The organism is Paracoccus sp. N5 (assembly GCF_000371965.1).
Lineage (GTDB): Bacteria > Pseudomonadota > Alphaproteobacteria > Rhodobacterales > Rhodobacteraceae > Paracoccus.
Map to the genome: position 1 here is coordinate 1,215,636 of NZ_AQUO01000001.1, position 22,400 is coordinate 1,238,035.

Here is a 22,400-nt window from a genome sequence, read left to right on the forward strand (position 1 = left end):
ACCGGCGGGCATCCAACTGGCCTTAGTCCGAGGCCATCACCCGCTCGAGGCGAACCTTGAAGGCCGCGCGCGTCAGCAGGACGAGGCCGATCATCAGGACCGTCTGCACCACCCCGACCGCCGAGGCGAACTGATATTCGCCGCCGTCCATGTAGTGCCAGGTCAGCACCGACAGCGTCTGGCTGTTGCGTCCATAGAGCAGCGCCGAGGCCGACAGCTCCTTGATGGATTGCAGCATGACGAAGAACAGCAGGGCGATCATCGTCGGCTTGACCATCGGCATCAGGATGGCGCGGACCGCGCGCAGGGGCGAGGCACCGGACATGCGGGCGCTCTGCTCAAGCTCGGGGTGAACCTGCATGATCCCCGAGCGGCTGACCAGCACGCCATAGGGCAGGAACTTCGCGATCATCGCCAGAAGCAGGATCCAGATCGAGCCATAGAGCGGCGTGCGCAGATAGAGCCAGAGCAGGCCGATCCCGTAGACCATCCCCGGCACCGCCGCCGGCAGCACCGCCAGCGTCGCCAGAAGCCTTGCGCCCCGGCCAGCGTGGCGGACCTCGAGAAAGCTGATGAGAAAGCCGATCACCACGCAGGCCGCTCCGCTGAGTACCGCAAGGACGAAGGTATTGAGGGTGGCCGAGCGCACATCGGGCAGGTTCCAGATCGTCCGGTAGTGATCCAGGGTCAGCAGATCCAGGCTGATCGTCGCCGAGCTGAAGCGCATGAACGAGGACAGCACGATCGAGACGAGCGGCAGGATGTCGGCCGACAGCACATAGAACGCCAAGATCGCGAATGCCGGCCATTTCAACCCGCCCAGCGGCAGAAGCTGGCCCTTGAACCCCTTGCCGCCCATGGTGACATAGCGTTCGCTGCGCCGGGTGATGCGCCGTTGCAGCAAAAGGCCGATCAGCGCGATCCACAGGATCATGGTGCCGGCGGCAGCGGCATGGGCACGGTGAACCGGAAAGGCCGTGGAATCCTCGTAGATCTTCCAGGGCAGGGTCGTGAAGCCGGCGTTGGTACCGATGATGCCGGGGATGGTGTAAAGCTCGGCCGCAAGGATGAAGACCAGCAGCCCCGCCGAGAAGATCGCCGGCGTGGACATGGGTATGGTGATCCGCGTCAGCGTATAGACCGGACCGGCGCCGCTGGCGCGGGCGGCTTCCTCCAGCGAGGCGTCCATGTTGCGCATGGCCCCGATGGTGAACAGATAGACGAAGGGGCAGAAGAACAGGAACATCACCCAGACAACGCCGCCAAAGCTCCAGATGTTCACCAGCGGCCCGGCATCGACGCCGAAGACCTGCCAGAACCGGACCCAGGCGACATTGATGAAGCCGGTCCGCTCCGAGCCGAGCGCGATCCAGGCGATCAGGCCTGTGAACGGCGACACGAACAGCGGCATGATGACGAGAAGCTCCATCAGCCCCTTGCGCGGCAGGTCCGTCCGCGCCACCAGCAGCGCCATGAATACGCCGACCACAAGCGAAAGCCCCGTCACCACAGCCGAGAGCGCCAGCGCGTTCGCCAGATACCCGAGGTATTCGCGCGAGAAATAGACGTTGATAACCGCGTCCAGGCTGCGCTTGTCGCTCAGGCCGACCTTGGTTTCCTCGTAGAACGAGGCATCCACCGCGAAGACCAGCGGCGCGATCGAGATGGCCAGGACGACGATCATCAGGATGATCCACAGGATGCGTTCGGGCCCGAACCAGCGCTGCATCCTGGCGGCGCGGCGATGTTCCTTCTGTTGCGACAGGCGCAGGTCGCCCGCCGCGCTTTCCCTGCCCTGGATCGCGGAGATTGCCATGTTTGCTGCTCCTTCGGATCAGGCGGCCCGGACGGCCGAGGCCGCCGCGGGGACCGGGAAGACGAGGACATGGGCCGGGTCGATGCGGACCCAGATCTCCTGTCCGCTTTCCCAGCGGTTCGGCGGGCTGAGCTGTCCGCGCATCTGCTGGCCCAGCACGTTGAAATAGAGATCGGCGATATTGCCGAGGAAATAGCTGGTCTCGACCTTGCCGCGGAACACATGCTCGCCGCCCGGATTGTTCGTCGAAAGCTCGACCAGTTCCGGGCGGACGATCAACTCGACCTCAGCCCCAACCGGAAGGGTTGTCGGACCGGCGGCAATCTCCTCTCCGTTCGCCAGGCGGGCGCGGCTGTGGCTGCCGCTGGCAACCAGTCGCCCGCGCAGCCGGTTGGCAAGGCCGACGAACTCGGCACCGAAAAGCGTCGAGGGCCGGTAATAAATGTCGTGGGGCGAGCCGATCTGCTCGATCCGGCCTTCGTTCATCAGCACGATGCGGTCGGCGACCACCATCGCCTCTTGCTGGTCGTGGGTGACGTAAAGCGAGGTGATGCCCAGCCCCTGCAGCAATTGGCGCAGCTCGAACCGCATCCGCTCGCGCAGCTTGGCGTCCAGATTGCTGAGCGGTTCGTCGAACAGCAGCACCTTCGGTTCGAGCACGATGGCGCGCGCCAGCGCAACGCGCTGCTGCTGCCCACCAGAAAGCTGGCTCGCCCCACGCCCGGCCAGATGCTCCAGTCCCACGCGGCGCAGCGCGGTGGTCACGCGCCGGGCGATGTCCTGCGCGGGAAGCTTCTTCAGGCGCAGGCCGAAGGCCACGTTCTCGGCCACGGTCATGTGCGGCCAGATCGCATAGGACTGAAACACCATGCCGATGTCGCGCTTCTCGGGCGGGATCGACAGTTCGGCGGTCGAGACGGTCTTCATTCCCAGGTCGATTCGGCCCTGCGAAACGCCCTCAAGTCCGGCGACACAGCGCAGGGTGGTGGTCTTGCCGCAGCCGCTCGGGCCCAGCAGCACGACGAATTCGCCGTCCTCGATCTCGAGGTCGATGCCCTTCACCGCGTGAAAGGCGCCATAATACTTGTGAACCGACTGCAAGCTGATGCCAGACATGAGCGCATCCCGTTTGATTGGTCAGGTTGAAAGAGGAACGGCCCATCCCGGCGGCGCGAGGCGCGGTGTCGGGATGGATCGCGTGGCCTATTGCTGGATCGCCTTGACCCAGCGGGCCATGTCGGTCTCGTAGCGCTCGGGCCAATGCTCGAAATCGACCTCGTAAAGCTCGGCCGGCGGCTGATACCAGTCCTCGCTGACGAAGCTGCGGCTATCCTCGACGCCTTGCAGGGTGGGTTTGCTGTAATAGTCGCGCTGAAGGGACAGGGCGCCGTCCTCGCTGCCCATCCAGTTCAGGAAAAGCCGGGCCGCGGCCGGATGCGGCGCCGTGGCCGAAATCGCCATCCAGGTGCTGGGGAAAGCCGGCGTCGGCTGCGGATAGACCCAGCGCACCGGTGCCCCCTGCGCGCGCCGGGTGGCGGCGATGGACTCGAAGCTCCAATAGGCGAAATCCTTCTCGCCCGCGACGACGCGGTCGACCATGGCGATGAAATCGCCATAGACCGCCGGTTTCTGCGCACCGACCTGTTCCAGGAAATCCTCGGGATAGGTCTTGGCCTGGGCCGGATCGAGAAACAGGCTGATCGGCGCGTAGCAGGCCCCGCATTTGGCCGAAGTCACCGCAAAGCGCGAGGTGAAGCGCGGATCGAGGACATTGCGCCAGTCCGCCCGCAGCAACTCCGCCTCTTCCTCGGTCACCAGGTTTTCGTTGTAGATGATGACCGAGTCCACGCGATTGAACGCATAGGCCGACTCGCCCATCAGATAGCGGGGATCGAAGCGGTCGTGGGTCGGGATCTTCCATTCGGCGACCATCCCATCATCCACCAGCGCCACCATGCTGGGATGGTCGCTGAGCCAGAGGATGTCCGCGATGTCGTGACCTGCGACAACCTCCTCCATGAAGCGCTGGTATTGCGAGGCGCCGGGCAGGCGCATGACCTCGACTTGGATGCCGGGGTATTTCTTCTGAAAGGCCGTTGCCATGGCCTTGGTGGTGTCGAGCGCCCCGCCCGAATACCACACCAGACTGCCTTCGGACTTTGCCATCTCGTAAAGCGCCGCCTCGTCGGCGGGGTCGGGCATCTCCTGCGCTTGCAAGGTTGTTGCGGCCGACAGCAATACCGTGATCGCCATCGAAGCCAGAATACGGATTCCCGTTCTCATGCCTGTCTCCTCCCTATCAGGCATATCATTGGTTCAACCATATAACCTATGCCTGCCAAGTCAAGTTTCTTGTGCCCAAGGAAGAAAGGAAACTCGGCTTCTTCTGCACAAAAGAGCGGCCGGCGTCAGCGCTCGCCGGTGCCAATACGGCCGGGGCACCGATCATCGTTCCAGGACAATGCCGGCCTTTTCGCGGTCCCAGCAATCGGCGGTGACCCCTTCGGCTTTCAGCCGGTGCTTTTCGACTCGCATGCTGGGGGTCTTGGGCAAGGCGTGGCGCAGGGCGACATAACGCGGGATCGCGAAATAGGCGAGACGCGTGCGGCACCAGTCGATCAGCTCCGCCGGGTCGAGCGCATGCCCCTTGCGCAGGATCACCACCGCTTTCACCTCTTCCTCGCCCAGTTCGGAGGGCACGCCGACCACGCAGGATTCAAGCACCGCCGGATGCTGGTCCAGAACCGCCTCGACCTCGAAGGACGAGATGTTCTCGCCCCGCCGCCGCAGCGCCTGGGATTTCCGGTCCACGAAGAAGAAATAGCCGTCGGCATCCTTGTATCCCAGGTCACCGGTATGCAGCCAATAGTTCCGCATCATGGCAAGCGTGGCCTCCGGCATGCCGTCATAGCCCATCGTGCCAAGGAATGGACGCTGCGGGCGCGCGACGATCTCGCCCACCACGCCCGGCGGGCATTCGTTGTCGCCGTCATCCGCGATCATCACGTCCCAGCCGGTGATCGGCTTGCCGCAGGACCCGGGCCGCCGCGCGTCGATCGGGTTCACCAGGCAAAGCGTCGCCTCGGTCTGGCCATAGCCTTCCAGGATTCGGGTGTTGAACCGGGTTTCGAAAGCGTCGAACAGATCGACCGGCGCCGCGGCGCCGACGACAAGGCGCAGCGGATTGTCCCAGTCGTCGTCGCGACAGGGCTGCTTCATCAGGATGGGCATGATGCCACCGATATATTTCGCGACACTGCATTCCCAGCGGCGGCAGTCGTCCAACATCCGGCTGGCCGAGAAGCGTTCGGCGATCACCGCGCTGGCATCGGCCAGCAACGCCGGCCCCACGGTGGTGCCCCGGGCGCTGACATGGAACAGCGGCAGGCCGCCATAGAGAACGTCGTCCTCGGTATAGCGGGCATAGCGCACCGCCTCGGAAGAGATCTCGTACCAGTAATTATGGCCGATCATCACGCCCTTGGACCGCCCGGTGGTGCCCGAGGTATAGATGATGCTGGCAAGGTCGCGATAATCCGGCCGGAGGGATGGAGTCGCCTCGGACAGCGAGACGAGATCGTGCAGCGAGATCGCAGATCCGACAGGCAGTGATGGAAGCCGCCCCGGCCCCATCACGATGACATGCCGCAGCGACGGAAGGTCCTCCAGAAGCGGCAGCAGCCGTTCGAGCAGCATTTCCTCGACCACCACGGCAACGCAATGCGCCTGCGCGATCTGATAGGCAAGGCCCTCGCCGCGCAGCGATATGTTGATCGGCACGTCCACCCCGCCGATCCGGTTCACCCCCCACCACGAGAACAGCGCCTCGGGACAGTTGGGCAGCATCAGCGCGACCCGCTCTCCCGGACGCAGGCCCAGGGAAAGGAAGCCATTGGCGAAGCGGTTGATGCCCTGGTGAAGTTGCTCATAGCTGAGCACCGTATCGCCGAAGCGCAGCGCCGTCCGATGGGCCTGCCGCCGCGCCTTGCCCTCCAGGACAAGCGGGAACGGCCGATCCGGCCCGACATGGTCCTGCATCTGCCAACCTTGCCATTTCCGCTCGGCGCGCAGGAACTTGTCACCCCAGCGGCCGCGGCCAGGTTTCTGCATCAGGTAAGTATCCATCCTGTCCCCCGCTTCAATCACTCGGCAATCAATGTATCAATGGTTGAACCTATAGGCAATAAATTTCGTGCCGGTCGGAGTTTGTCACCGCCTGCCAACGGCCGTCCTCCACGCTGACCACGCGCCCATCCGCTTGCAGCTTTTCAAGATGCGAGCGGACATTATGCACCGCCGCCCGCCAGACCGGGGAAGCGCGCCCCTCGTAAAGACGGTGGACAAGCTCTTCCGGCGTGCTGCTCGTCGATCCCAGCGCCGTCATGATCGCCCCTTCACGCTTCAACCTGCGGTCGATCAGTTGATCGATGAAAGCCGAAGGGGACCGCACCGCGGGCCCGTGCCCGGGCAGAAGCAAACGGTCCCGCCGATCCCGCAGCATTGCCAGATTGGCAAGATAGGCGCGCATATCCCCGGAAGGGAAAGGCACCACGCTGCTTGACCATGACATCACATGATCGCCGGTGAACACGATGCCGCCGGGAAGGGCGAAACACAGATGGTCCATTGCATGACCCGGTGTGTGCAGACAGATCAACTCTCCGATCCGGTCGCCATGCCGCAACCGTCCGGTGATCGAGGCAACGCGGGAGGTGAAGCTTTCATGCCCCAGAATGGGAGCGCCGAGCATGTCGGCAAGCATCGACGCCCCGGCGCAATGATCGGCATGTCCATGCGACAGCAGAATGGCCATGGCGCGCCCATTGGCGGCCTTTGCCACGGCGCGCAGATGCGACGCATCTGCTGGACCGGGATCCAGCACTACCGCCCCATCCGGCATGTCTATCAGGTAGGTATTGGTACCGTGATAGGTCATCGGACCGGGATTCGGCGCCACGATACGGCAAACCCCCGGGATGACCGGCAACGGGATTTGACGCGGGGGGTTGGGCTCGACAAGAAAAGCCATGGTCACCTCAGAATCTTCTAAGGTTCAACCATTGCAGCACTATTACCGGGAAGTCAAAGCCCCGCTTGTCACATCTTCAGGCGGAACCTTTGGCCTGTTCAGTCAGATAGTGCTGCTGCAGCAGCCGCAGATTGCTTTCCATTTCATGGGCCGCCCGATCTTCATCCCGGGCGCGCAGATAACCCAGCAGCCGCTCACGCGAAGGCATGACCGCGCTGTTCGGCGCGGCGGGCAGCACTTCCAGCATCTGACGCTGAATCTCGATCATCGCATCATAAATGACGATGAGCACCGGATTCTGGGTGCATTTCGCAAGCAGACGATGAAACTCGAGGTTGATGCGGGTTCGCTCGGAAAAATCGCCCCTGCTGACGGCTTGGCGGCTCGCTTCGACATTCGCCTCCAACTCGTCCAGGTCCTCTTCACTTGCACGCTGGCAAGCCAGCCGCGTAACCGCGACGGCCACGATCTGACGTGCTTCGGTCAGATGTGCAGGCTGGATTTTCCCCAAGATGAACAGATCGGCGAAGCTGGAAATGACGGCATCGCCCTGCCCCTCGCGCACGAAAGCGCCACCGGTCGCCCCCTTGCGCAATTCCAGCATCCCGGCGATCTCCAGCGCCCGCAAGCCCTCGCGCACCGTATTGCGGGACAGGCTGAACTGCTCGGCAAGCTCTCGCTCGGAAGGCAGGCGATCCCCCGGGCGCAAGGCGCCCCGCGCAATCAGGCCCCGGATCTGATCGGTGACCTCCTCGAAGGCACGTTTCGTATGAACCGGCGCATAGGTGGCTAACGGTTTGTCGCTCGCGTCAGACATGCAGCAATCCCTGTCTTAACTCATCCTGCATATAAGCAGGTTTTTCAAAAGATGAACCATTAATGCAGGTGGCGCAAGGGCGGGCAGGCTCAATAGAAGACCCTGCCCTGCATCAGCACCCGCGCGGTTCGCAGTACGGTGGTTTCCGTGACAAGCGGCTCGGGGACGTCAAACTCGCCCTTGGCCGCAACTTCGAGCACGCCCGAGACATGCGCTATGCGAAAGCTTCCTGCTCCTATGGCGGCTTGGGCCATCTCATGCGCCAAGGTTCCCGGTATAGCCGCCGCTGCGGCGAGGCCCATCGCCCCTGTCAGCGGCGACGCTTTATGCGGCTGATCCGACGAAAACATGCGGACGCGGAGATTTGCCTCCTCGGTCCGCGAGATCACGGCGACCAGCGGCAGGTTCCGCAGATCCTTGCGCGCAACCTCGGCAGATTCGACCAACCCCATCGTCGCTGCGGCAAGGCATCGCGCCTCGGAAAGCCTGGCAAGCAAGCCGGCATCCGAAGCAAGCCCAGCCGCGCTTTCATCCCCGACCAATCCGAAATCCGGCGCTTCAAGGATCAGCAACGGATTGCAGACGTCGATCATGGTCGCCCGAACCGCGCCATGGCCAGGGATCTCCAGTTCCTGCTGGCGCTGGCCGGTCGGAAAGACCCGACCCGTCGCGGCGCCGCCGGGATCGGGAAAGGCCAGCTCGATCGGCGCCGCGTTGCCCGCGACCCCATCCAGGGCCAGATCGCCTTTCGTTGCAAGCTGGCCGGCCTCGACCGGAAAACTTGCCCGGATCAGCTTGCGCGTGTTGGTGTTGTGAATCGTGACACAGGCCCGGTCGCCCTCGGCCCGGACCAAGCCGCGATGCAGCGCATAAGGCCCCACGGCGGCGGAGATGTTGCCGCAATTGCCGCGATAGCCCACGACCGGCGCTGTCACATCGACCTGCGCGAAGGTATAGTCGACATCGGCTTCAGGATGGGTCGGCGGACCGATCACCGCCACCTTGGACAGCGAGGTGATGCCGCCGCCCATCCCGTCCAACTGGCGCTGCCAAGGATCAGGGCTGCCCATCGCCGCGCAAAAGATCCGGTCCCAGGGCGCGGTATCGGCACCCTGCAGCAAGGGCAGGTCGGCGCGGTCGAAGAACAGCGCCCGGCTGGTTCCACCGCGCATATAGGTCGCGGGAAGGGATCGCAGCGCCATGGCTCAGGCCGCCAGCAGACGGCGGGCGATGATCATGCGATGGATCTCGTTGGTGCCCTCGATGATCTGGTTGACCTTCGCATCCCGCATCATGCGTTCGACCGGGAACTCGGTCGAATAGCCATAGGCGCCCAGGACCTGGACCGCCTCGGTCGTGACCTCCATCGCCATGTCGGTGACGAAGCATTTGGTGATCGAGGACAGCATGTTGAGCCGCGAATGATCGCCCGAGTCGATCTCGGCCGCGCAGTTGTAGAGCATGTTGCGCGCCACCTCGACCTTGATCGCCATATCGGCCAGCTTGAATTGCAGGCCCTGGAAATGCGCCACGGGCTTGCCGAACTGCTGGCGCTCCTTGCTGTAGGCCACGGCCGCGTCCAGCGCGCCCTGCGCCAGCCCAAGCGAGCCGGCCGCGATGGTCGGGCGGTTCAGGTCCAGCGTCTTCATGCAGGCGATGAAGCCCTGCCCCTCCTCGCCCAGCAGGCAGTCGGCGGGCACGCGCATGTCCTCGAACAGAAGCTCGTGGCTGGGCGAGCCGTGCCGGCCCATCTTGTGCTCCTTGCTTCCGACCCGGAAGCCCGGCGTGGTGGTATCGACGATGAAGGCGCTGATCCCCTTCGAGCCCGGCTCGTCAGAGGTCCGGGCAAAGACCATGGCGTAATGCGCATCCGCCCCCCAGGTGATCCAGCTTTTCTGGCCGTTGATGACCCAGGCGTCGCCGTCCCGGACCGCGCGGGTGCGCAGCGACGACACGTCCGATCCGGTCTGAGGCTCGGTGATCGCGATGGCCGAGATCAGCCGACCCTCCGCCGCCAGCGGCAGGTATTTCCGTTTCTGCTCCTCGGTGCCGTGGTTCAGGATCGGCAGGATGAAGGAGATCGAATTGTTCGCGCAAAGCGTCGAGGCCGCCAGCGAGACCTTGGCGATCTCTTCCTTGGCGATGCAGACCAGCGTCAGGTTGCCGCCGGGGCCGCCATATTCCTCGGGCAGCCAAAGCTGCAGCAGGCCCATGTCGCCGAAGACCGGGACAAGCTCGGCGGGAAAGCGGTCGGTCGCCTCGAGATCGGCGACGATGGGCGCGACGTGCTTCTGCACCATCTTGCGGATGGCGTCGCGGAAGGCCTCGTGTTCTTCGTTGTAAAGCATGACGGATCCTTGCGGCCTAATAGCTGGGGAACGACAGGCCGCCGTTGATGCTGATGGTGGAGCCGGAAATCTGATCGCTTTCGGGCGAAGCGAGGAACAGGATGTATTCCGCCAGATCCTCGGCCGAGTTCATGCGGAACTTCACCCGCTCTGCGACTTTGTTGAAGGCGCGCACGATGACCTCCTGCGAACCCGAGGCCTGCGCCTTGAGGAAGGTGTCATGCCCCGGCGTCCCGGTCGTCAGCGTGGTGGCGATGGCGTTGACGCGGATGCCGAGGCCGGCCAGTTCCTGCGCCAGGGACCGGGTCAGCGACATGACCACCGCCCCCGCCGCGCCGATCATCGATTCGGCCGGCGTCGGGATGCGCGCGGCGTCGGTGGTCAGCAGGATGACCTTGCCATAGCCCTGGTCGCCCATGTAGCGAACCGCCGCATGCAGCGCGTGCAGCCGCGGCATCAGCCGGCTTTCGATGGTGGCGATGCCCTCCTCGGGGCTGGTGTCGACGAACAGCTTCGGACGCGGCTCTTTCGGGCCGCCGCTGGCGACGATGATATCGACGCGCTCGAAAGCCTCTTTCGCGGTGCGCACGGCCGTGTCGATGCCCTCGTAGCTCAGCAGATCGCTTTCCACGAACAGCCGCATGCCGCGATAGTCCTTCAACTCGGCAATGAGTTCCTGCGCCGCGCGGGCATCACGGCCCTGGATCACCACGCTGGCGCCAGATTGCGCCAGCTTGATGACCGCGGCGCGGCCGATTCCCTTGGTGCCGCCCAGCACGACGGCGCTGCGGCCTTCCAGGTCAGTTTGCATGATGCTGCCCCCCGCTCAAGGCTTGGAACCGGCGTCGGAACCGCTGCTTTCAAAGCGGCCCTCGCGTTCCTTCGAGGCCCTGGTGACGCCCTTGTCGCGGCGCAGCTTCATGAAGTTCTGCTCATCCGGCTCGTAACGGATGTTGGTGCCCAGGGCGTGGCCGACATAGCCATAGATGAATTGCGAGGTCATCCCCAGCGAATCCATCGCCATATGGGTCGCGGCCTTGCCGATGGCGATGGCATCGCGCGGCAGGCGCACGATCCGCTCGGCCCATTCCTCGCCGGCGGCGGCCAGTTCCTCGGGCGGCACCGCCCTGTTGGCCAGCCCCTGCTCGACGGCCTCGGTGCCGTTCACGGTGGTGCCCAGCAGCAGCATCTCGCGCGCCTTGCGCGGACCCATGGCAAGGATGTTGAAGGTGGTCATGTAGGCCGCGCCGGCCAGCATCATCTTCTGCTCGGGGTGGCCGATCTTGGCATTGGTCGCGGCGATGACCAGGTCAGAGGCCTCGACGATATAGGTGCCCGCACCCACGCAATTGCCCTGGACCAGCGAGATCGTCGGCTTGACGCAATAGAACAGCTCGCGGAACTGCTCGACATGGCGCTTGTCGAAGTGGATGCGCCGGCGCTGGCTGGGACGCCGCGCATCCTTGTCGGCCGAAAAGCCGTATTCCGAGCCGACCTGCGCCAGGTCGTGGCCGGTGCAGAAATCCGGCCCTTCGCCGCGGATGACGATGACGCGCACGTCGTCGTCGTCCTCGGCGGTGCGGATATGCTCCATGAAACGGTCGAACATCTCATAGGTGACGGCGTTGCGCTTTTCCGGCCGGTTCAGGGTGATGTAGGCGCGGCCGTCGCGGGCTTCATAAAGCACGCGATCGCTCAGATCCTCTGACATAGGGGTCCTCCAATTTTTCATTGGTTCAACCGTTGACCCAAATGCAAGGATGTGTCAAGCCTCACATCATCCGCTGCGATGAATGTTGAAAAAGAAGCGGGCTGCAAAACAACCTTGCTTATGGATCAGCCATGGATTTCTTGCGTTCCCCGCCTCAGCATCTCTCGCGCGCGCCATCCCTTGCGTTCTTGGTCGGGATCACCATCGCGGGAACCTTCCCGATCCATATCTTCGTTCCGGCGCTGCCGGATGCAGCGCAGGATCTGGGCGTCTCGGCGGGCGCAATGCAGCTGTCGATCACCGCCTATCTGGTCGGGCTGTCGCTGGGACAATTGATGCTGGGGCTTCTCTCGGATCGTTTCGGCCGTCGCCCCGTGCTGCTGGCGGGGCTTCTGCTTTACGTTCTTTCCAGCGCGGCGCTGGTCGTTGCACCCGACCTGGGGTCGGTATTGATCGCGCGGGTATTCCAGGCGATCGGCGGCTGTGCGGGCCTGGTCCTCGGCCGCGCCATCACCCGCGACACGGCAGGACCGGAACGCGCGACCGCCCAGCTGGCGATTCTCGGCGCCGCCATCAGCATCGGCCCGGCCTTCGCCCCGATCATCGGCGGGCAAATCGCCCTGCATTTCGGCTGGCGCGCCGTCTTCGTCCCGCTTGCGGGTATGAATGCGCTGCTGCTGGCCGTCACCCTAGCCACCTTGCCCGAGACCCATGCAGGCCGCGGCAACATCAATATCCGGGCCTATTTCCAGCGCATCCTGGCGCTGCGCCGGAATTCGGTCTTCATGCGCTTCTGCATTGGCGGAGCCTTTGCCACGACAAGCTTCTATGCCTTCGTCGGCGCAGCGCCCTTCATTCTGAAGACCCGTTTCGGCCTGACACCAGATCAGGTGGGAATGGCCTTCCTGGTCGTGGTCGGCAGCCTTACCCTAGGCAGCCTGCTGGCCAGCCGGCTTGCCGGTCGCTTGCCGGTGCCAGCCGTGGTCAGGGCGGCCAGCCTGACGATGCTGGCAGCAAGCCTGTTCCTGCTTGGACTCATCCTGGCGGACCGGTTGAGCCTTCTGAGCCTGCACCTGCCGATCATGGCCATCTCCTTTGCCATCGGGCTTTGCAGCCCCTTCGCCATGAGCGGTGCGATCAGCGCCGAGACTGCGGCGATCGGCGCTGCCTCGGGCCTTTACGGCTGCACCCAGATGGGCACCGGAGCCGCGATCATCGCGGCCACCGGAATGCTGCCCGTGCCGCTTGAACTGGCAATGGCGCTGGTGCTGCTGGCGGCCAGCGCCGTCGCGGCCGCTGCGTTCTGCCCCATCCCGCTGCGGTGGTTCAGTAGACGATGACGCTGCGCAGGGCGCTGCCCTGTTTCAGCAGATCGAAGCCGGAATTGATCTGGTCGAGGCTGATGCGATGCGTGACCAGTTGGTCCAGCGACAGCTTGCCCTCGGCGAACCACTCCACAAGCTGCGGCAGTTCGGTGCGGGTCTTCACGTTGCCCAGATAGGATCCCATGATCCGCCGGCCCTCGAGGATCGACCGCGGCCGGAAGGCGACCGTCTCGACGCTGGGCGGCACGCCGACCATCACGGCCGTGCCCCAGCCGATCCGCGTGCATTCCACCGCCTGACGCCACAGTTCGGCCGAGCCCACGCATTCGAAGCTGTAATCCGCGCCGCCGCCGGTGATCTCGCGGATATGGCCGACCACGTCGTCCACCTGTCGCGGATTGATGAAATCGGTGACGCCCGCCAGCCGCGACGAGGCCTCGCGCGCCGGGTTGGTATCGACGCCGATGATCCGCGCGGCGCCGCAGATCCGTGCCCCGTCGACGACATTGGTGCCGATCCCGCCCAGGCCGAACACCACCACGGTCGCGCCGGGCGCGACGCGGGCCGTATAGGCAGCGGCGCCGATGCCGGTGGCGCCGGCGCAGGCCAGGCAGCACACCGTTTCCAGCGGCACGTCCTTGCGGATGCGACAAACCTGGGTCTCACGCACCACGATGTGGCTGGCAAACGTGCCAAGCTCGCAAAAGGCGCGCACCGGCCGGCCGTCCAGGCTGAAGGGCCGGCGCGGCCAGGGCTGGAAATAATGGTCGCACAGATTGGTGACCGTGCTGCGGCAGGCCGGACATGCGCCGCATTCCGGAATTGCCACCGGGATCACGTGATCGCCCGGTTTAACCGAGGTGACGCCGGCCCCGCATTCCAGAACCACGCCTGCCCCTTCATGGCCCGGCAGCAGCGGATAGTCGGTCCAGTCGCGCGACCCATCGAATAGGCTGAGATCGGAATGGCACAGTCCCGAGGCCTTGAGTTCCACCAGAACCTCGCCCGCGCGCGGCCCGTCCAGATCCAGCGTCTCGATCGTCAGCGGCGCCTTTTGCCGATGCGCCACCGCGGCGCGCACTTTCATTGCCATGGAAATCTCTCCAACGATATTCAGGAAGCCGCGGCCTCGCCGGCCAGCAGGCCGAAGGTCGCCGCGCGCGCCAGCCCGCCCAGATAGACCGAATCCGGCCCGCCATCGAGGCCGCCCGTGGCCGAGCCCGCCGCGAACAGCCCCGGAATGACACCGCCGTCGCGCGAGACGACCCGCGCCGAGGGATCGATGGCGATGCCGCCCATCGTATAGGTGATCCCGGCGCACAGGCGGATCGCCATGAATTCCGGCCCCTTGATCGGCCAAGCCGCACCGGCAAGCGTATCGGTGCGCGAGCTTCTTGGCGGATGAAGCTGCGCGGTGCTGCCGGTGGCGACCGCCGCATTGTAGTCCGCCACCGTCCGCGCCAGATTTTCGGCGGGCAGGCCGGCGGCATCGGCCAGCTGCTCCAGCGTATCGGCGCGCAATATGGCGACGCCGCGCTCTTCGAAGGTGGGATTGGGAGGCAGCAGGAAAGCCCGACCCGGCCCTTCCCAGATGGCGCGGTCGAAGACGACAAAGGACGACAGCGGATCGGGCAAGGCCGCGATGGCATTGGCCAGCGGCACGCCGCCCTTGCCCTCGTCGGTGAAGCGCCGCCCGTCGGGGCCGACCACGATGGCCGAGGACCCTAGGATGTCCAGGATCGGATAGGGCCAGAGCCGGTCGTCGCGGATCGCCTCGGCCGCCTGGACATGGCCATAGAAGCGGTCGAGACCCACGAGCTTCGCGCCGACCGCCGCCGCCATCTTCAGCCCGTCCCCGCGCCCGGTTCCGGCCCCGCGCCGGCACAGGCTTTCCGGGCGCGGCGAGATATGCTCGCGCACCAGTTCGGGATCGCCCTGAAAGCCACCGTCGGCGATCACCACGGATTTGGCGACAATCCGCAACATGTCCCCATCGGCTCGCACGGCCTCGAGCCCCGAGCAGCGCCCGTCCATGGTCAGAAGGCTGCGCCCGCGCCAGCCGCGCAGGAACGCCCCCCCGGCCGCGGTGAAATCCCGTCCCAGCCGTTCCAGCAGGCGCTCGGCCCCCTTGTCGGGCCAGTGATTGGGAAAGCCCGGCTCGCGCAGGCTGAAGGGCACCAGCATCCGGCTCATCCAGGGAAAATCGCCGCCCTGCCCGAAATCGGCACCATTCGCGGCCAGCCATGCGACCGCCCTGCCGGCATTCGCGGCATAGGCATCGGCAAGGCCCGGATCGGGGCAATCCCCGCCAGCCCGGCTTATCGCGTCGCGCAGCACGGCCGGCCCCGCAGTCACGTCCTCGAACGCGACATGGAACACGCCGCCGGTATAACGCGAGTTGGCAGGGTAGCGCCCCTCGCCCGCCTCGAGCAGCACCACCCTGGCACCCAGCTCGGCCGCGCGCCGGGCAGCGACCAGCCCGGCCAGGCCGGCGCCCATGACGACCACATCCGCATTCATTTCCATCTGTATCTGCCCTTCACGCCGCGCCTGCATGGCCAAGATAGGAACTGGTGACGGCCGCATTGCTGCGCAGCTCGACGCCGGGACCATGAACTGTCACCTTGCCGACCGAAAGCACGAAGCCGTAATCGGCCAGCGCAAGCGCCTCGTCGGCATGCTGTTCGACCAGCAGCATGGTCAGCCCCTGCGCGCGCAACCCGGACAGCACGTCGAAGATCTTTTCGACGATCAGCGGCGCAAGACCCAGCGACGGCTCGTCGAGCAGCAGCAGCCGCGGCTCGGCCATCAGGGCCCGGCCGATGGCGACCATCTGCTGCTCGCCGCCGCTGAGGGTGATCGCGCGCTGTCCGGCGCGTTCCTTCAGGCGCGGGAACAGATCGTAGATGTAATCCAGCTTGTCGCGGAACGCGGCTTCGCGGTTCTTGACCCGCCGCTGGCGGTGAAAGCCCAGCCGCAGGTTCTCGGCCACGGTCAGGGGGCCGAAAAGCTGGCGGCCCTCGGGCACCTGGATGATGCCCATGTCCACGACCTCGGCCGGGCCCAGCCCGGTGATGTCGCGCCCCTCGAAGGTGATGCGGCCGCCATAGGTGGTCACCAGCCGCGAGATCGTGTTCACCGTCGTCGATTTGCCGGCGCCGTTCGAGCCGACGACCGAGACGATGGTGCCCGCATCCACCCACATGGAAACGCCGTGCAGCGCCTCGGTGCCCTTGTATCCGGCCCGGATGTTGTCAAGCTTCAGCACGGCTACCCCTCCGCCCCAGATAGGCCTCGATGACCTTTTCATCGGATTGCACTTCCGAGGGCACGCCCTCGGCGATCTTGACGCCGTGGTCCAGCACCACGATCCGGTCGCAAAGCCCCATCATGAAGTCGATGTCGTGCTCGACGATCAGGACAGTGACGCCCCTTTCGTTCAGGGCGCGCAGCATGGCGCCAAGATTGGCCGTCTCGGTGCCGTTCAGACCGGCCGCCGGTTCGTCCAGCAGCAGGATGCGCGGCTCGATGGCCATGGCGCGGGCGATCTCGACCAGGCGCTGCTTGCCATAGGGCAATTCGCCGATCTTCTCGTCGGCCAGATCCTCGAGCCCGACGAATTGCAGCAGTTCCATGGCTTTCTCGGTGACACGGCGCTCCTCTCGCAAGCTGTGCCGCAGGCCCAGAAGCGTGCGCAGCAACCCATCGGGAAGCTGCGGGTGAAAGCCCATCAGCACGTTCTGCAGAACGGTCATGCCCGGGAACAGGCGGACGATCTGGAAGGTGCGCGACATGCCGATCGAGGGCCGCTTGTGCAGCGGCAGGGCGGTGATCGACCGCCCCTCGAACAGGATCTCGCCCGCCGACAGTTGCGCCACGCCGGTGACCAGGTTGAACAGCGTCGACTTGCCGGCGCCGTTCGGCCCGATCAGGCCGACCACCTCGCCGCTGCGCACCGAGAACGAGACATCGTTCACCGCGACCAGCCCGCCGAAGCGCTTGGTGCCGTTGCGCAGTTCGAGCAGCGGCGCATCCTGGCCGATGTTCGGGGTCATCGCGTTCATCTTGCACCTCCCTCGACAACGTTCTTTGCGACGGGCCGGCGGGCCGGCGGACGCGACCGGAACAGCCTTGTGCCCCAGCGCTCCATGACGCCGGAAAGCCCGTTCGGCAGGAAGATCAGGAACACGCCCAGGCACAGGCCATAGATCAGCGTCTCGAGCTCGCCGAACCGGGCGAGCGCCTGGGGCGCAAGCACCACGACGATGGCGCCCATGACCGGCCCGAACCGGGTGCCGAGGCCGCCGACGACCGCGATGGTCAGCAGCGAGACGATGATCGGGAACTCGCCGAAGCTGGGGTTGACCTGGCGGCTGACAAGGCCGAAGCCGATGCCCCCGACCGCAGCATAGACCGCAGCCAGGACGAAGACCCGCAGCTTGACCGCGGTGACGTTCACGCCCAGCGACTCGGCCCCCGTCTCGTCGTCGCGCACCGCCTGCATCGCCCGGCCCAGATGGCCCGAGATGATGAAGTTGTGGATGACAAGGCCGACGGCCGCGACGATGACCAGCGTATAGTAAAGCCCGGCGCGGCTCATGCTCCAGTCGCCCATCCTGATGGTCGGGATCTGGATGCCGGCCGATCCGCCGGTGAACTCGACCCACCTGTTCGTCAGCCCCACCATCATCAGCGAAAAGGCCAGCGTCGCCATGGCGAGGTAATGGGTGCGCAGCCGCAGCAGCGGCAGGCCGATCACCGCCGCCACGCCGGCCACGATCAGCACCGCCACCGGGAGGGCGGCGAAGGGCGACCAGCCCAGTCTGGCCTGAAGCATGGCGAAGCCATAGGCGCCGATGGCAAAAAAAGCCTGTTGTGCCATCGAGATCTGACCGGTGATGCCATAGAGAAGATTGAACCCCATGGCCAGCAGCGCAAAGACCCAGATGATCGAGACCATGCGAAGCTGATAGCCGCTGGACAGCAGCGCCGGCAGGATCAGCGCGGCGACGACGATCAGCACGATGGCAAGGTTTCCGTTCCGGAACATACTCCGCATCTCGCTTACCTCCGGGCGGCTTCGAAATCCCCGAGCAGGCCATAGGGCCGCACGAACAGGACCATGAGAATGATGAGGAAGATGATCGGCTCGGCATAGAGGCTGTTGCCATAGCCGGCGATCATCGCTTCGGCGACACCGATGGCCAGGCCGCCGGCGGCGGCAGCGAAGGGACTGCCAAGACCCCCCAGGATAGCCGCCATGAAGCCCTTGACCGTCAGGGCCACACCGATGGAAATCTGCCCGCCCAGCAGCGGCCCGATCAGCACGCCGGCAAGGCCGCTGACGGTGGCGCTGAACAGGAAGGCGAAACGCACGATCCGGTCCGAACGAATGCCCATCAGCAGCGCCACCTTGGGATCGACGCCGGTAGCGCGGATCGCCAGGCCGAACGAGGTGCGATAGAGGATGAACCAGGTCAGCCCCAGAAAGGCCACGAAGGCGCCGATGATCGCAAGCTGCTGCCAGTTGGTGATCAGCGGACCCACGGTCATGGGCTCCATCGGCAGGATGTTGGGCACGGAAAGCTGGTTGGGGCCCCAGATCAGAAGCGCCAATCCCATGGTGGTGATGGCAAAGGCCATAGTGCCGATCATGATGGTCAGGGGTGGGGCACCGCGCCTGCGCAGCGGCAGATAGACCGCGAATTCAAGCGCAAGCGCCATGGCCAGCACAACCCCCAGCGTCAGGACCAGCGCCACCGGAAGCGGCAAATTGTAGGTTGCCATGAACAGGATCGCGGACATGGTGCCGATCATGACGAATTCGCCCTGAGCGAAATTGATCACGCGGTTGGCGCCATAGATCAGCGAAAGCGAAAGTCCGACGAGGCCGTAGACGCTGCCATTCGTAAGACCCGAGAAAAGCAGGACACTGAACTTGTCCATGTAACGGCCTCCCTTCTTGGTTGGTTTCGGGCGGCCTCCGCGACCGAGGTCGCGGAGGCCGGTAAGCCTGTTCAGTGCGCGGGAACGAACTGACTCAGATCCGGGGGAACCAGGTCCGCCCCGCCATTGGCAACCGTGGTGAAGGTAAACCAATCCTGGTCGGGCGAGCCGTGCCGCTTGTCGTCGGCGAAGCTGTAGCTGGCGGTTTCCTTGCCTTGCAGCCCCTTGAACGTGCCTTGGGCCAGCACGCCGTCGCGCAAAGCGGTGCGTGCCGCCTGGATGTCCCCGCCCTCGATGGCGGCCATGACCTCGGGCCGCGCCATGACCTGAAGGGCGATCATGCCGGCGTCGTAGCCGATCACCGGATAGAGGGTCGGCTGGGTCTCCTCGCCATAGGCCTGTTCATAGGCCTGGAAGAACGCCTGCACATCCGCCCGCCCGGTGTCCACGGTGTTGGGGATCAGGATGCCGTCGCTGGCCGGGCCGGCAATCTCGCGCAGGGTCTTCAGCAGCGCGCTGCGGCTGACGACCACGGGCTTGCCCACCTGCAGCTGATCCAGCGTCTTCAGCACCCGCGCCCCGTCGGCGGGATAGGGAAAGACCAGCACCGCCTCGGCATCCGAAGCCTTCAGGTTCAGCACCTGCGGCGAAAGATCGGTAGCCGCGATGTCATAGCCTTCCTCGGCCACGACCGAGATGCCGTGCTCGGCCAGATACTTGCGCGCGACGGAGGCACTGTCCAGACCGAAGGGCAGCGTGTTGTAGATCAGCGCGACCTTCTTGAAGCCCTGCCGATCCAGCAGCTGCGCATAGGCGATCGCGTCCTGGGCGTTGCGCGGGCCGAAGCGGAAAAGCCAGGGCGCCGGATTGTCAGTCAGGTTGTCGGTGCCCGCCGACAACATGAAGAACGGAATGTCGTATTCATCGGCAATGGGCATGACCGCCGCCGCGGGACCGGCGGGATTGCCGCCGATGATCAGCAGCGCATTGTCGTCCTCGGCGCAGCGCGCAGCGAAGCTTGCGGAAAGCTGGGGGTCGGTCTTGCCATCATATTCGATCATCTCGATCATGTGGCCGTTGATGCCGCCCGCGGCATTCGCGGCCTCCACCGCCATCTTCAGGCCGCGATAGCTTTCATTGCCGGTATCGGCAGCCGCGCCGCTGCGATCATCGATCGAGCAGATGCGGATCGCATCCTTGGACAGCGCCGTGCCCGCCATGAGCGCGGTCATTGCCAACGCTAGGCCGCCGGTCCTCAGCAGCCCTTTTCCTGTTCTTGTCATTCGCTCCTCCCTCGATGACATGTTCCGTTGTGCCGGGCCCGTGTTCATGCCGCCGGGCTCCGACGGTTTCGCTAGGCCGACAAGGCCTCCTGCTTGTCCCAGACCGAATGGGCGCCGGCGGCGCCCTGAACCACGGGCAGGCTCATCTCTCCTACCCCGCTGATCGAGATGGTCACCACGTCGCCGCCGACCACCGGCCCCACGCCCGCGGGCGTGCCGCTGGCGATGATGTCGCCCGGGCACAGCGTCATGACCGAAGAGGCCATGGCGATCATCTCCGGGATGTCGACGATCAGATCGCGGGTGCTGGCCTGCTGGCGCAGTTCGCCGTTCACGCGCAGCTCAAGGCTGATTGCGGCGGGATCGGCGATCTCATCGGCGGTGACGATATGCGGTCCCAGCGGGCAGAAGCTGTCGAAGGACTTGCGCATCACCCGCTCTTCGCGGCCGCGCACCACCATGTCGAGCAGGCAGGAATAGCCGAAGACATGCTCCATCGCCCGCTCGCGGGGAATACCCCTCCCGCCCTTGCCGATGACGACGGCCAGTTCGCATTCGTGATGGATGTCGCGATCCGGCAAAGCGGGCAGGACGATGGGATCGGACGGCCCGCTGAGGCTGGAATTGGCCTTCAGGAAGAAGCCCTGGCCGCTGGCCTTGAAGGTCGAGATCAGCCCGACCTTCGAGGTGATCTGCTCCTCGATATGGGCCTGGTAATTCGCCGGATAGGCGATCAGCTTGTTGGGCCATTGCACCGGCGCCTCGAGCCGCAGCTGGGCTGGATCGAGCCGCCGCCCGTCGGACACAGCCTGGGCAATGGCATCGCGCAAGCCGTCGAAATCCGCGATCAGCCGGACCATGCCCACCGGCGGCCAGCTTCCGGCTGTGACGCCGGATAGCGCGGTGATATCGACGATTCCGTCTTCCAGCACAACTCCGATGCGGCCGCCGTCAAAGCTGACGAGCTTCATGCTTCACCTCCGGCCGGGGCGATCTCGGCATCGTGCTCACCGATGGCCGGGGGGCCAAAGCGCGCCGTCATCAGTCGGTCGTCGAAGATCGCGGGATGCCGCGCCGTGCGGATCGGGCCGACATGCGAGTCGACTTCGCTGAAGATCCGGTTATGGGCCACCTGCCCATCCTGAAGGAACTCGTCCAAGCTGAAGACCGGCGCGGCCGGCACGTCCTGCTCGGCGAAGACGCGCAGCCAGTGCTTCGTGTCCTTCTGCACGACCACCTCGCCCACGCGGCGGAAGAATTCGTTCGCCATCGCGACGGGATCGGGCATGCGCTTGAAGTCCTCCTTCCACTCCGGGCGCTCGATGGCGTTGAGGGTCTTGGACATCTGCTGCCCGTTCGCGGGCGAGATCACGACATAGCCATCCGAGGTTGCAAGAACCTGCGACGCCGGCGGCTTCCAGTCACTGCGGTCGTTCTGGAAGGTGCGGTGCTGGAACATGTCGGGAAAGTTGAAATAGCCCATCACGTCCAGCATCGGCAGCTGGATCACCGCGCCCTTGCCGGTGCGCTCGCGCTCGTAAAGCGCGGCCAGAACCGCCTGGGCCCCGAAGGTGCCGGTCACCTTGTCGACCATGTTGAAGGGAGTCACGGCCGGCGTGCCGTTGCGCCCCTCGGAGGCGACGATGCCGGTGCGGCCCTGGATCAGCGAGTCGAAGGCCGGGGCATTGGCAAGCGCGCCGCTTTTGCCGAAGCCGTTGATCGACAGCCGGATCAGCCGCGGATTAAGCTCCCGCACCACATCCTCGCCCAGGCCCAGCGATTCGGAAACGCGCGGGCGCCAGTTCTCGATCAGCACATCGGCGGTCGTCAGCAGATGCTTCAGCCGCGCCACGCCCTCGGCGGTCTTCAGGTCGATGACGATGCTGCGCTTGCCGCGGTTGGCATTGGTCCACGAGGCGCCAAACCCGTCGCGATTATGGCCGAACCGGCGAAAGCCGTCGCCCCCGGGCGGCTCGACCTTGATGACGTCCGCCCCCAGGTCCGACAGCATCATCGACGCGAACGGGCCGGTCAGAAAACTCGATGTTTCGATCACTGTGATCCCGCTCAGGGGGCGGTCGGCGACGGTAGGGCTTTCGATCGTCATCTTCGATTCCGATTTACT

20 protein-coding genes are annotated in these 22,400 nt (G+C 65.1%); 1 reads left to right on the forward strand and 19 read right to left on the reverse strand.

Going from position 1 to position 22,400, the window contains the following annotated elements; genetic code table 11:
- Nucleotides 1–22: 22 nt before the first annotated feature.
- The 10 genes from PARN5_RS0106115 to PARN5_RS0106160 form a co-directional block, all read right to left on the reverse strand.
- On the reverse strand, nt 23–1,816 hold the full coding sequence (locus PARN5_RS0106115; RefSeq protein ID WP_017998892.1) for an iron ABC transporter permease: 1,794 nt from the start codon (nt 1,814–1,816) through the stop codon (nt 23–25).
- Nucleotides 1,817–1,834: 18 nt separating this feature from the next.
- Nucleotides 1,835–2,932: an ABC transporter ATP-binding protein gene (locus PARN5_RS0106120; protein WP_017998893.1), complete on the reverse strand. Its 1,098-nt coding sequence runs from the start codon at nt 2,930–2,932 to the stop codon at nt 1,835–1,837.
- An 87-nt stretch (nt 2,933–3,019) separates the two neighbouring features.
- Entirely contained in the window at nt 3,020–4,099 is a 1,080-nt protein-coding gene (locus tag PARN5_RS0106125; protein ID WP_157403935.1) for an extracellular solute-binding protein, read from the reverse strand.
- Between the two features lie 162 nt (nt 4,100–4,261).
- Complete coding sequence (locus tag PARN5_RS0106130; RefSeq protein WP_157403936.1) at nt 4,262–5,926, reverse strand: AMP-binding protein; 1,665 nt, start codon at nt 5,924–5,926, stop codon at nt 4,262–4,264.
- Between the two features lie 64 nt (nt 5,927–5,990).
- Nucleotides 5,991–6,845 carry an MBL fold metallo-hydrolase gene (locus PARN5_RS21700; protein ID WP_081614932.1) on the reverse strand — a complete coding sequence of 285 codons (855 nt, stop codon included), beginning with the start codon at nt 6,843–6,845 and terminating at the stop codon, nt 5,991–5,993.
- Nucleotides 6,846–6,921: 76 nt separating this feature from the next.
- Nucleotides 6,922–7,662 (reverse strand): FCD domain-containing protein, encoded by a 741-nt coding sequence (locus tag PARN5_RS0106140; protein ID WP_017998897.1) that lies wholly within the window; start codon nt 7,660–7,662, stop codon nt 6,922–6,924.
- Nucleotides 7,663–7,751: 89 nt separating this feature from the next.
- Nucleotides 7,752–8,864: a PrpF domain-containing protein gene (locus tag PARN5_RS0106145; RefSeq protein WP_017998898.1), complete on the reverse strand. Its 1,113-nt coding sequence runs from the start codon at nt 8,862–8,864 to the stop codon at nt 7,752–7,754.
- 3 nt (nt 8,865–8,867) lie between these two features.
- On the reverse strand, nt 8,868–10,010 hold the full coding sequence (locus PARN5_RS0106150) for an acyl-CoA dehydrogenase family protein (protein WP_017998899.1): 1,143 nt from the start codon (nt 10,008–10,010) through the stop codon (nt 8,868–8,870).
- 16 nt (nt 10,011–10,026) lie between these two features.
- Nucleotides 10,027–10,821, reverse strand: coding sequence for an SDR family oxidoreductase (locus tag PARN5_RS0106155; protein ID WP_017998900.1), 795 nt, complete (start codon nt 10,819–10,821; stop codon nt 10,027–10,029).
- Between the two features lie 15 nt (nt 10,822–10,836).
- Nucleotides 10,837–11,721 (reverse strand): enoyl-CoA hydratase/isomerase family protein, encoded by an 885-nt coding sequence (locus tag PARN5_RS0106160; RefSeq protein WP_017998901.1) that lies wholly within the window; start codon nt 11,719–11,721, stop codon nt 10,837–10,839.
- A 131-nt stretch (nt 11,722–11,852) separates the two neighbouring features.
- Between PARN5_RS0106160 and PARN5_RS21705 the strand changes: the two genes are divergently transcribed.
- Nucleotides 11,853–13,061 carry a Bcr/CflA family efflux MFS transporter gene (locus PARN5_RS21705; protein WP_017998902.1) on the forward strand — a complete coding sequence of 403 codons (1,209 nt, stop codon included), beginning with the start codon at nt 11,853–11,855 and terminating at the stop codon, nt 13,059–13,061.
- Here the strand turns inward: PARN5_RS21705 and PARN5_RS0106170 are convergent.
- From PARN5_RS0106170 to PARN5_RS0106210, 9 genes are all read right to left on the reverse strand, one after another.
- Complete coding sequence (locus PARN5_RS0106170; RefSeq protein WP_198289570.1) at nt 13,048–14,139, reverse strand: zinc-binding dehydrogenase; 1,092 nt, start codon at nt 14,137–14,139, stop codon at nt 13,048–13,050. The genes PARN5_RS21705 and PARN5_RS0106170 overlap by 14 nt on opposite strands.
- A 20-nt stretch (nt 14,140–14,159) precedes the next feature.
- A complete protein-coding gene (locus tag PARN5_RS0106175) occupies nt 14,160–15,659 on the reverse strand; it encodes an FAD-dependent oxidoreductase (protein ID WP_081614933.1) in 1,500 nt (499 codons plus the stop codon).
- A complete protein-coding gene (locus PARN5_RS0106180) occupies nt 15,586–16,314 on the reverse strand; it encodes an ABC transporter ATP-binding protein (RefSeq protein ID WP_017998905.1) in 729 nt (242 codons plus the stop codon). Before PARN5_RS0106180 ends, PARN5_RS0106175 begins: the two co-directional genes overlap by 74 nt.
- Entirely contained in the window at nt 16,301–17,110 is an 810-nt protein-coding gene (locus tag PARN5_RS0106185; protein ID WP_017998906.1) for an ABC transporter ATP-binding protein, read from the reverse strand. Before PARN5_RS0106185 ends, PARN5_RS0106180 begins: the two co-directional genes overlap by 14 nt.
- Complete coding sequence (locus PARN5_RS0106190) at nt 17,107–18,096, reverse strand: branched-chain amino acid ABC transporter permease (protein WP_017998907.1); 990 nt, start codon at nt 18,094–18,096, stop codon at nt 17,107–17,109. Before PARN5_RS0106190 ends, PARN5_RS0106185 begins: the two co-directional genes overlap by 4 nt.
- Before the next feature lie 14 nt (nt 18,097–18,110).
- Complete coding sequence (locus tag PARN5_RS0106195) at nt 18,111–18,992, reverse strand: branched-chain amino acid ABC transporter permease (protein ID WP_017998908.1); 882 nt, start codon at nt 18,990–18,992, stop codon at nt 18,111–18,113.
- A 71-nt stretch (nt 18,993–19,063) separates the two neighbouring features.
- The gene (locus PARN5_RS0106200; RefSeq protein ID WP_017998909.1) at nt 19,064–20,224 is read right to left on the reverse strand and encodes an ABC transporter substrate-binding protein; all 1,161 of its coding nucleotides are present in this window, start codon (nt 20,222–20,224) and stop codon (nt 19,064–19,066) included.
- Between the two features lie 122 nt (nt 20,225–20,346).
- Entirely contained in the window at nt 20,347–21,246 is a 900-nt protein-coding gene (locus PARN5_RS0106205; RefSeq protein WP_017998910.1) for a fumarylacetoacetate hydrolase family protein, read from the reverse strand.
- On the reverse strand, nt 21,243–22,382 hold the full coding sequence (locus PARN5_RS0106210) for a CoA transferase (RefSeq protein ID WP_017998911.1): 1,140 nt from the start codon (nt 22,380–22,382) through the stop codon (nt 21,243–21,245). Before PARN5_RS0106210 ends, PARN5_RS0106205 begins: the two co-directional genes overlap by 4 nt.
- Between the last annotated feature and the right edge of the window lie 18 nt (nt 22,383–22,400).

Excerpts from the sequence above, each read along its gene's own strand:
- PARN5_RS0106115 (WP_017998892.1), bottom strand. The coding sequence starts at position 1,816 with ATGGCAATCTCCGCGATCCAGGGCAGGGAAAGCGCGGCGGGCGACCTG.
- PARN5_RS0106120 (WP_017998893.1), bottom strand. The coding sequence starts at position 2,932 with ATGTCTGGCATCAGCTTGCAGTCGGTTCACAAGTATTATGGCGCCTTT.
- PARN5_RS0106125 (WP_157403935.1), bottom strand. The coding sequence starts at position 4,099 with ATGAGAACGGGAATCCGTATTCTGGCTTCGATGGCGATCACGGTATTG.
- PARN5_RS0106130 (WP_157403936.1), bottom strand. The coding sequence starts at position 5,926 with ATGCAGAAACCTGGCCGCGGCCGCTGGGGTGACAAGTTCCTGCGCGCC.
- PARN5_RS21700 (WP_081614932.1), bottom strand. The coding sequence starts at position 6,845 with ATGGCTTTTCTTGTCGAGCCCAACCCCCCGCGTCAAATCCCGTTGCCG.
- PARN5_RS0106140 (WP_017998897.1), bottom strand. The coding sequence starts at position 7,662 with ATGTCTGACGCGAGCGACAAACCGTTAGCCACCTATGCGCCGGTTCAT.
- PARN5_RS0106145 (WP_017998898.1), bottom strand. The coding sequence starts at position 8,864 with ATGGCGCTGCGATCCCTTCCCGCGACCTATATGCGCGGTGGAACCAGC.
- PARN5_RS0106150 (WP_017998899.1), bottom strand. The coding sequence starts at position 10,010 with ATGCTTTACAACGAAGAACACGAGGCCTTCCGCGACGCCATCCGCAAG.
- PARN5_RS0106155 (WP_017998900.1), bottom strand. The coding sequence starts at position 10,821 with ATGCAAACTGACCTGGAAGGCCGCAGCGCCGTCGTGCTGGGCGGCACC.
- PARN5_RS0106160 (WP_017998901.1), bottom strand. The coding sequence starts at position 11,721 with ATGTCAGAGGATCTGAGCGATCGCGTGCTTTATGAAGCCCGCGACGGC.
- PARN5_RS21705 (WP_017998902.1), top strand. The coding sequence starts at position 11,853 with ATGGATTTCTTGCGTTCCCCGCCTCAGCATCTCTCGCGCGCGCCATCC.
- PARN5_RS0106170 (WP_198289570.1), bottom strand. The coding sequence starts at position 14,139 with ATGGCAATGAAAGTGCGCGCCGCGGTGGCGCATCGGCAAAAGGCGCCG.
- PARN5_RS0106175 (WP_081614933.1), bottom strand. The coding sequence starts at position 15,659 with ATGGTCCCGGCGTCGAGCTGCGCAGCAATGCGGCCGTCACCAGTTCCT.
- PARN5_RS0106185 (WP_017998906.1), bottom strand. The coding sequence starts at position 17,110 with ATGAACGCGATGACCCCGAACATCGGCCAGGATGCGCCGCTGCTCGAA.
- PARN5_RS0106190 (WP_017998907.1), bottom strand. The coding sequence starts at position 18,096 with ATGTTCCGGAACGGAAACCTTGCCATCGTGCTGATCGTCGTCGCCGCG.
- PARN5_RS0106195 (WP_017998908.1), bottom strand. The coding sequence starts at position 18,992 with ATGGACAAGTTCAGTGTCCTGCTTTTCTCGGGTCTTACGAATGGCAGC.
- PARN5_RS0106200 (WP_017998909.1), bottom strand. The coding sequence starts at position 20,224 with ATGACCGCGCTCATGGCGGGCACGGCGCTGTCCAAGGATGCGATCCGC.
- PARN5_RS0106205 (WP_017998910.1), bottom strand. The coding sequence starts at position 21,246 with ATGAAGCTCGTCAGCTTTGACGGCGGCCGCATCGGAGTTGTGCTGGAA.
- PARN5_RS0106210 (WP_017998911.1), bottom strand. The coding sequence starts at position 22,382 with ATGACGATCGAAAGCCCTACCGTCGCCGACCGCCCCCTGAGCGGGATC.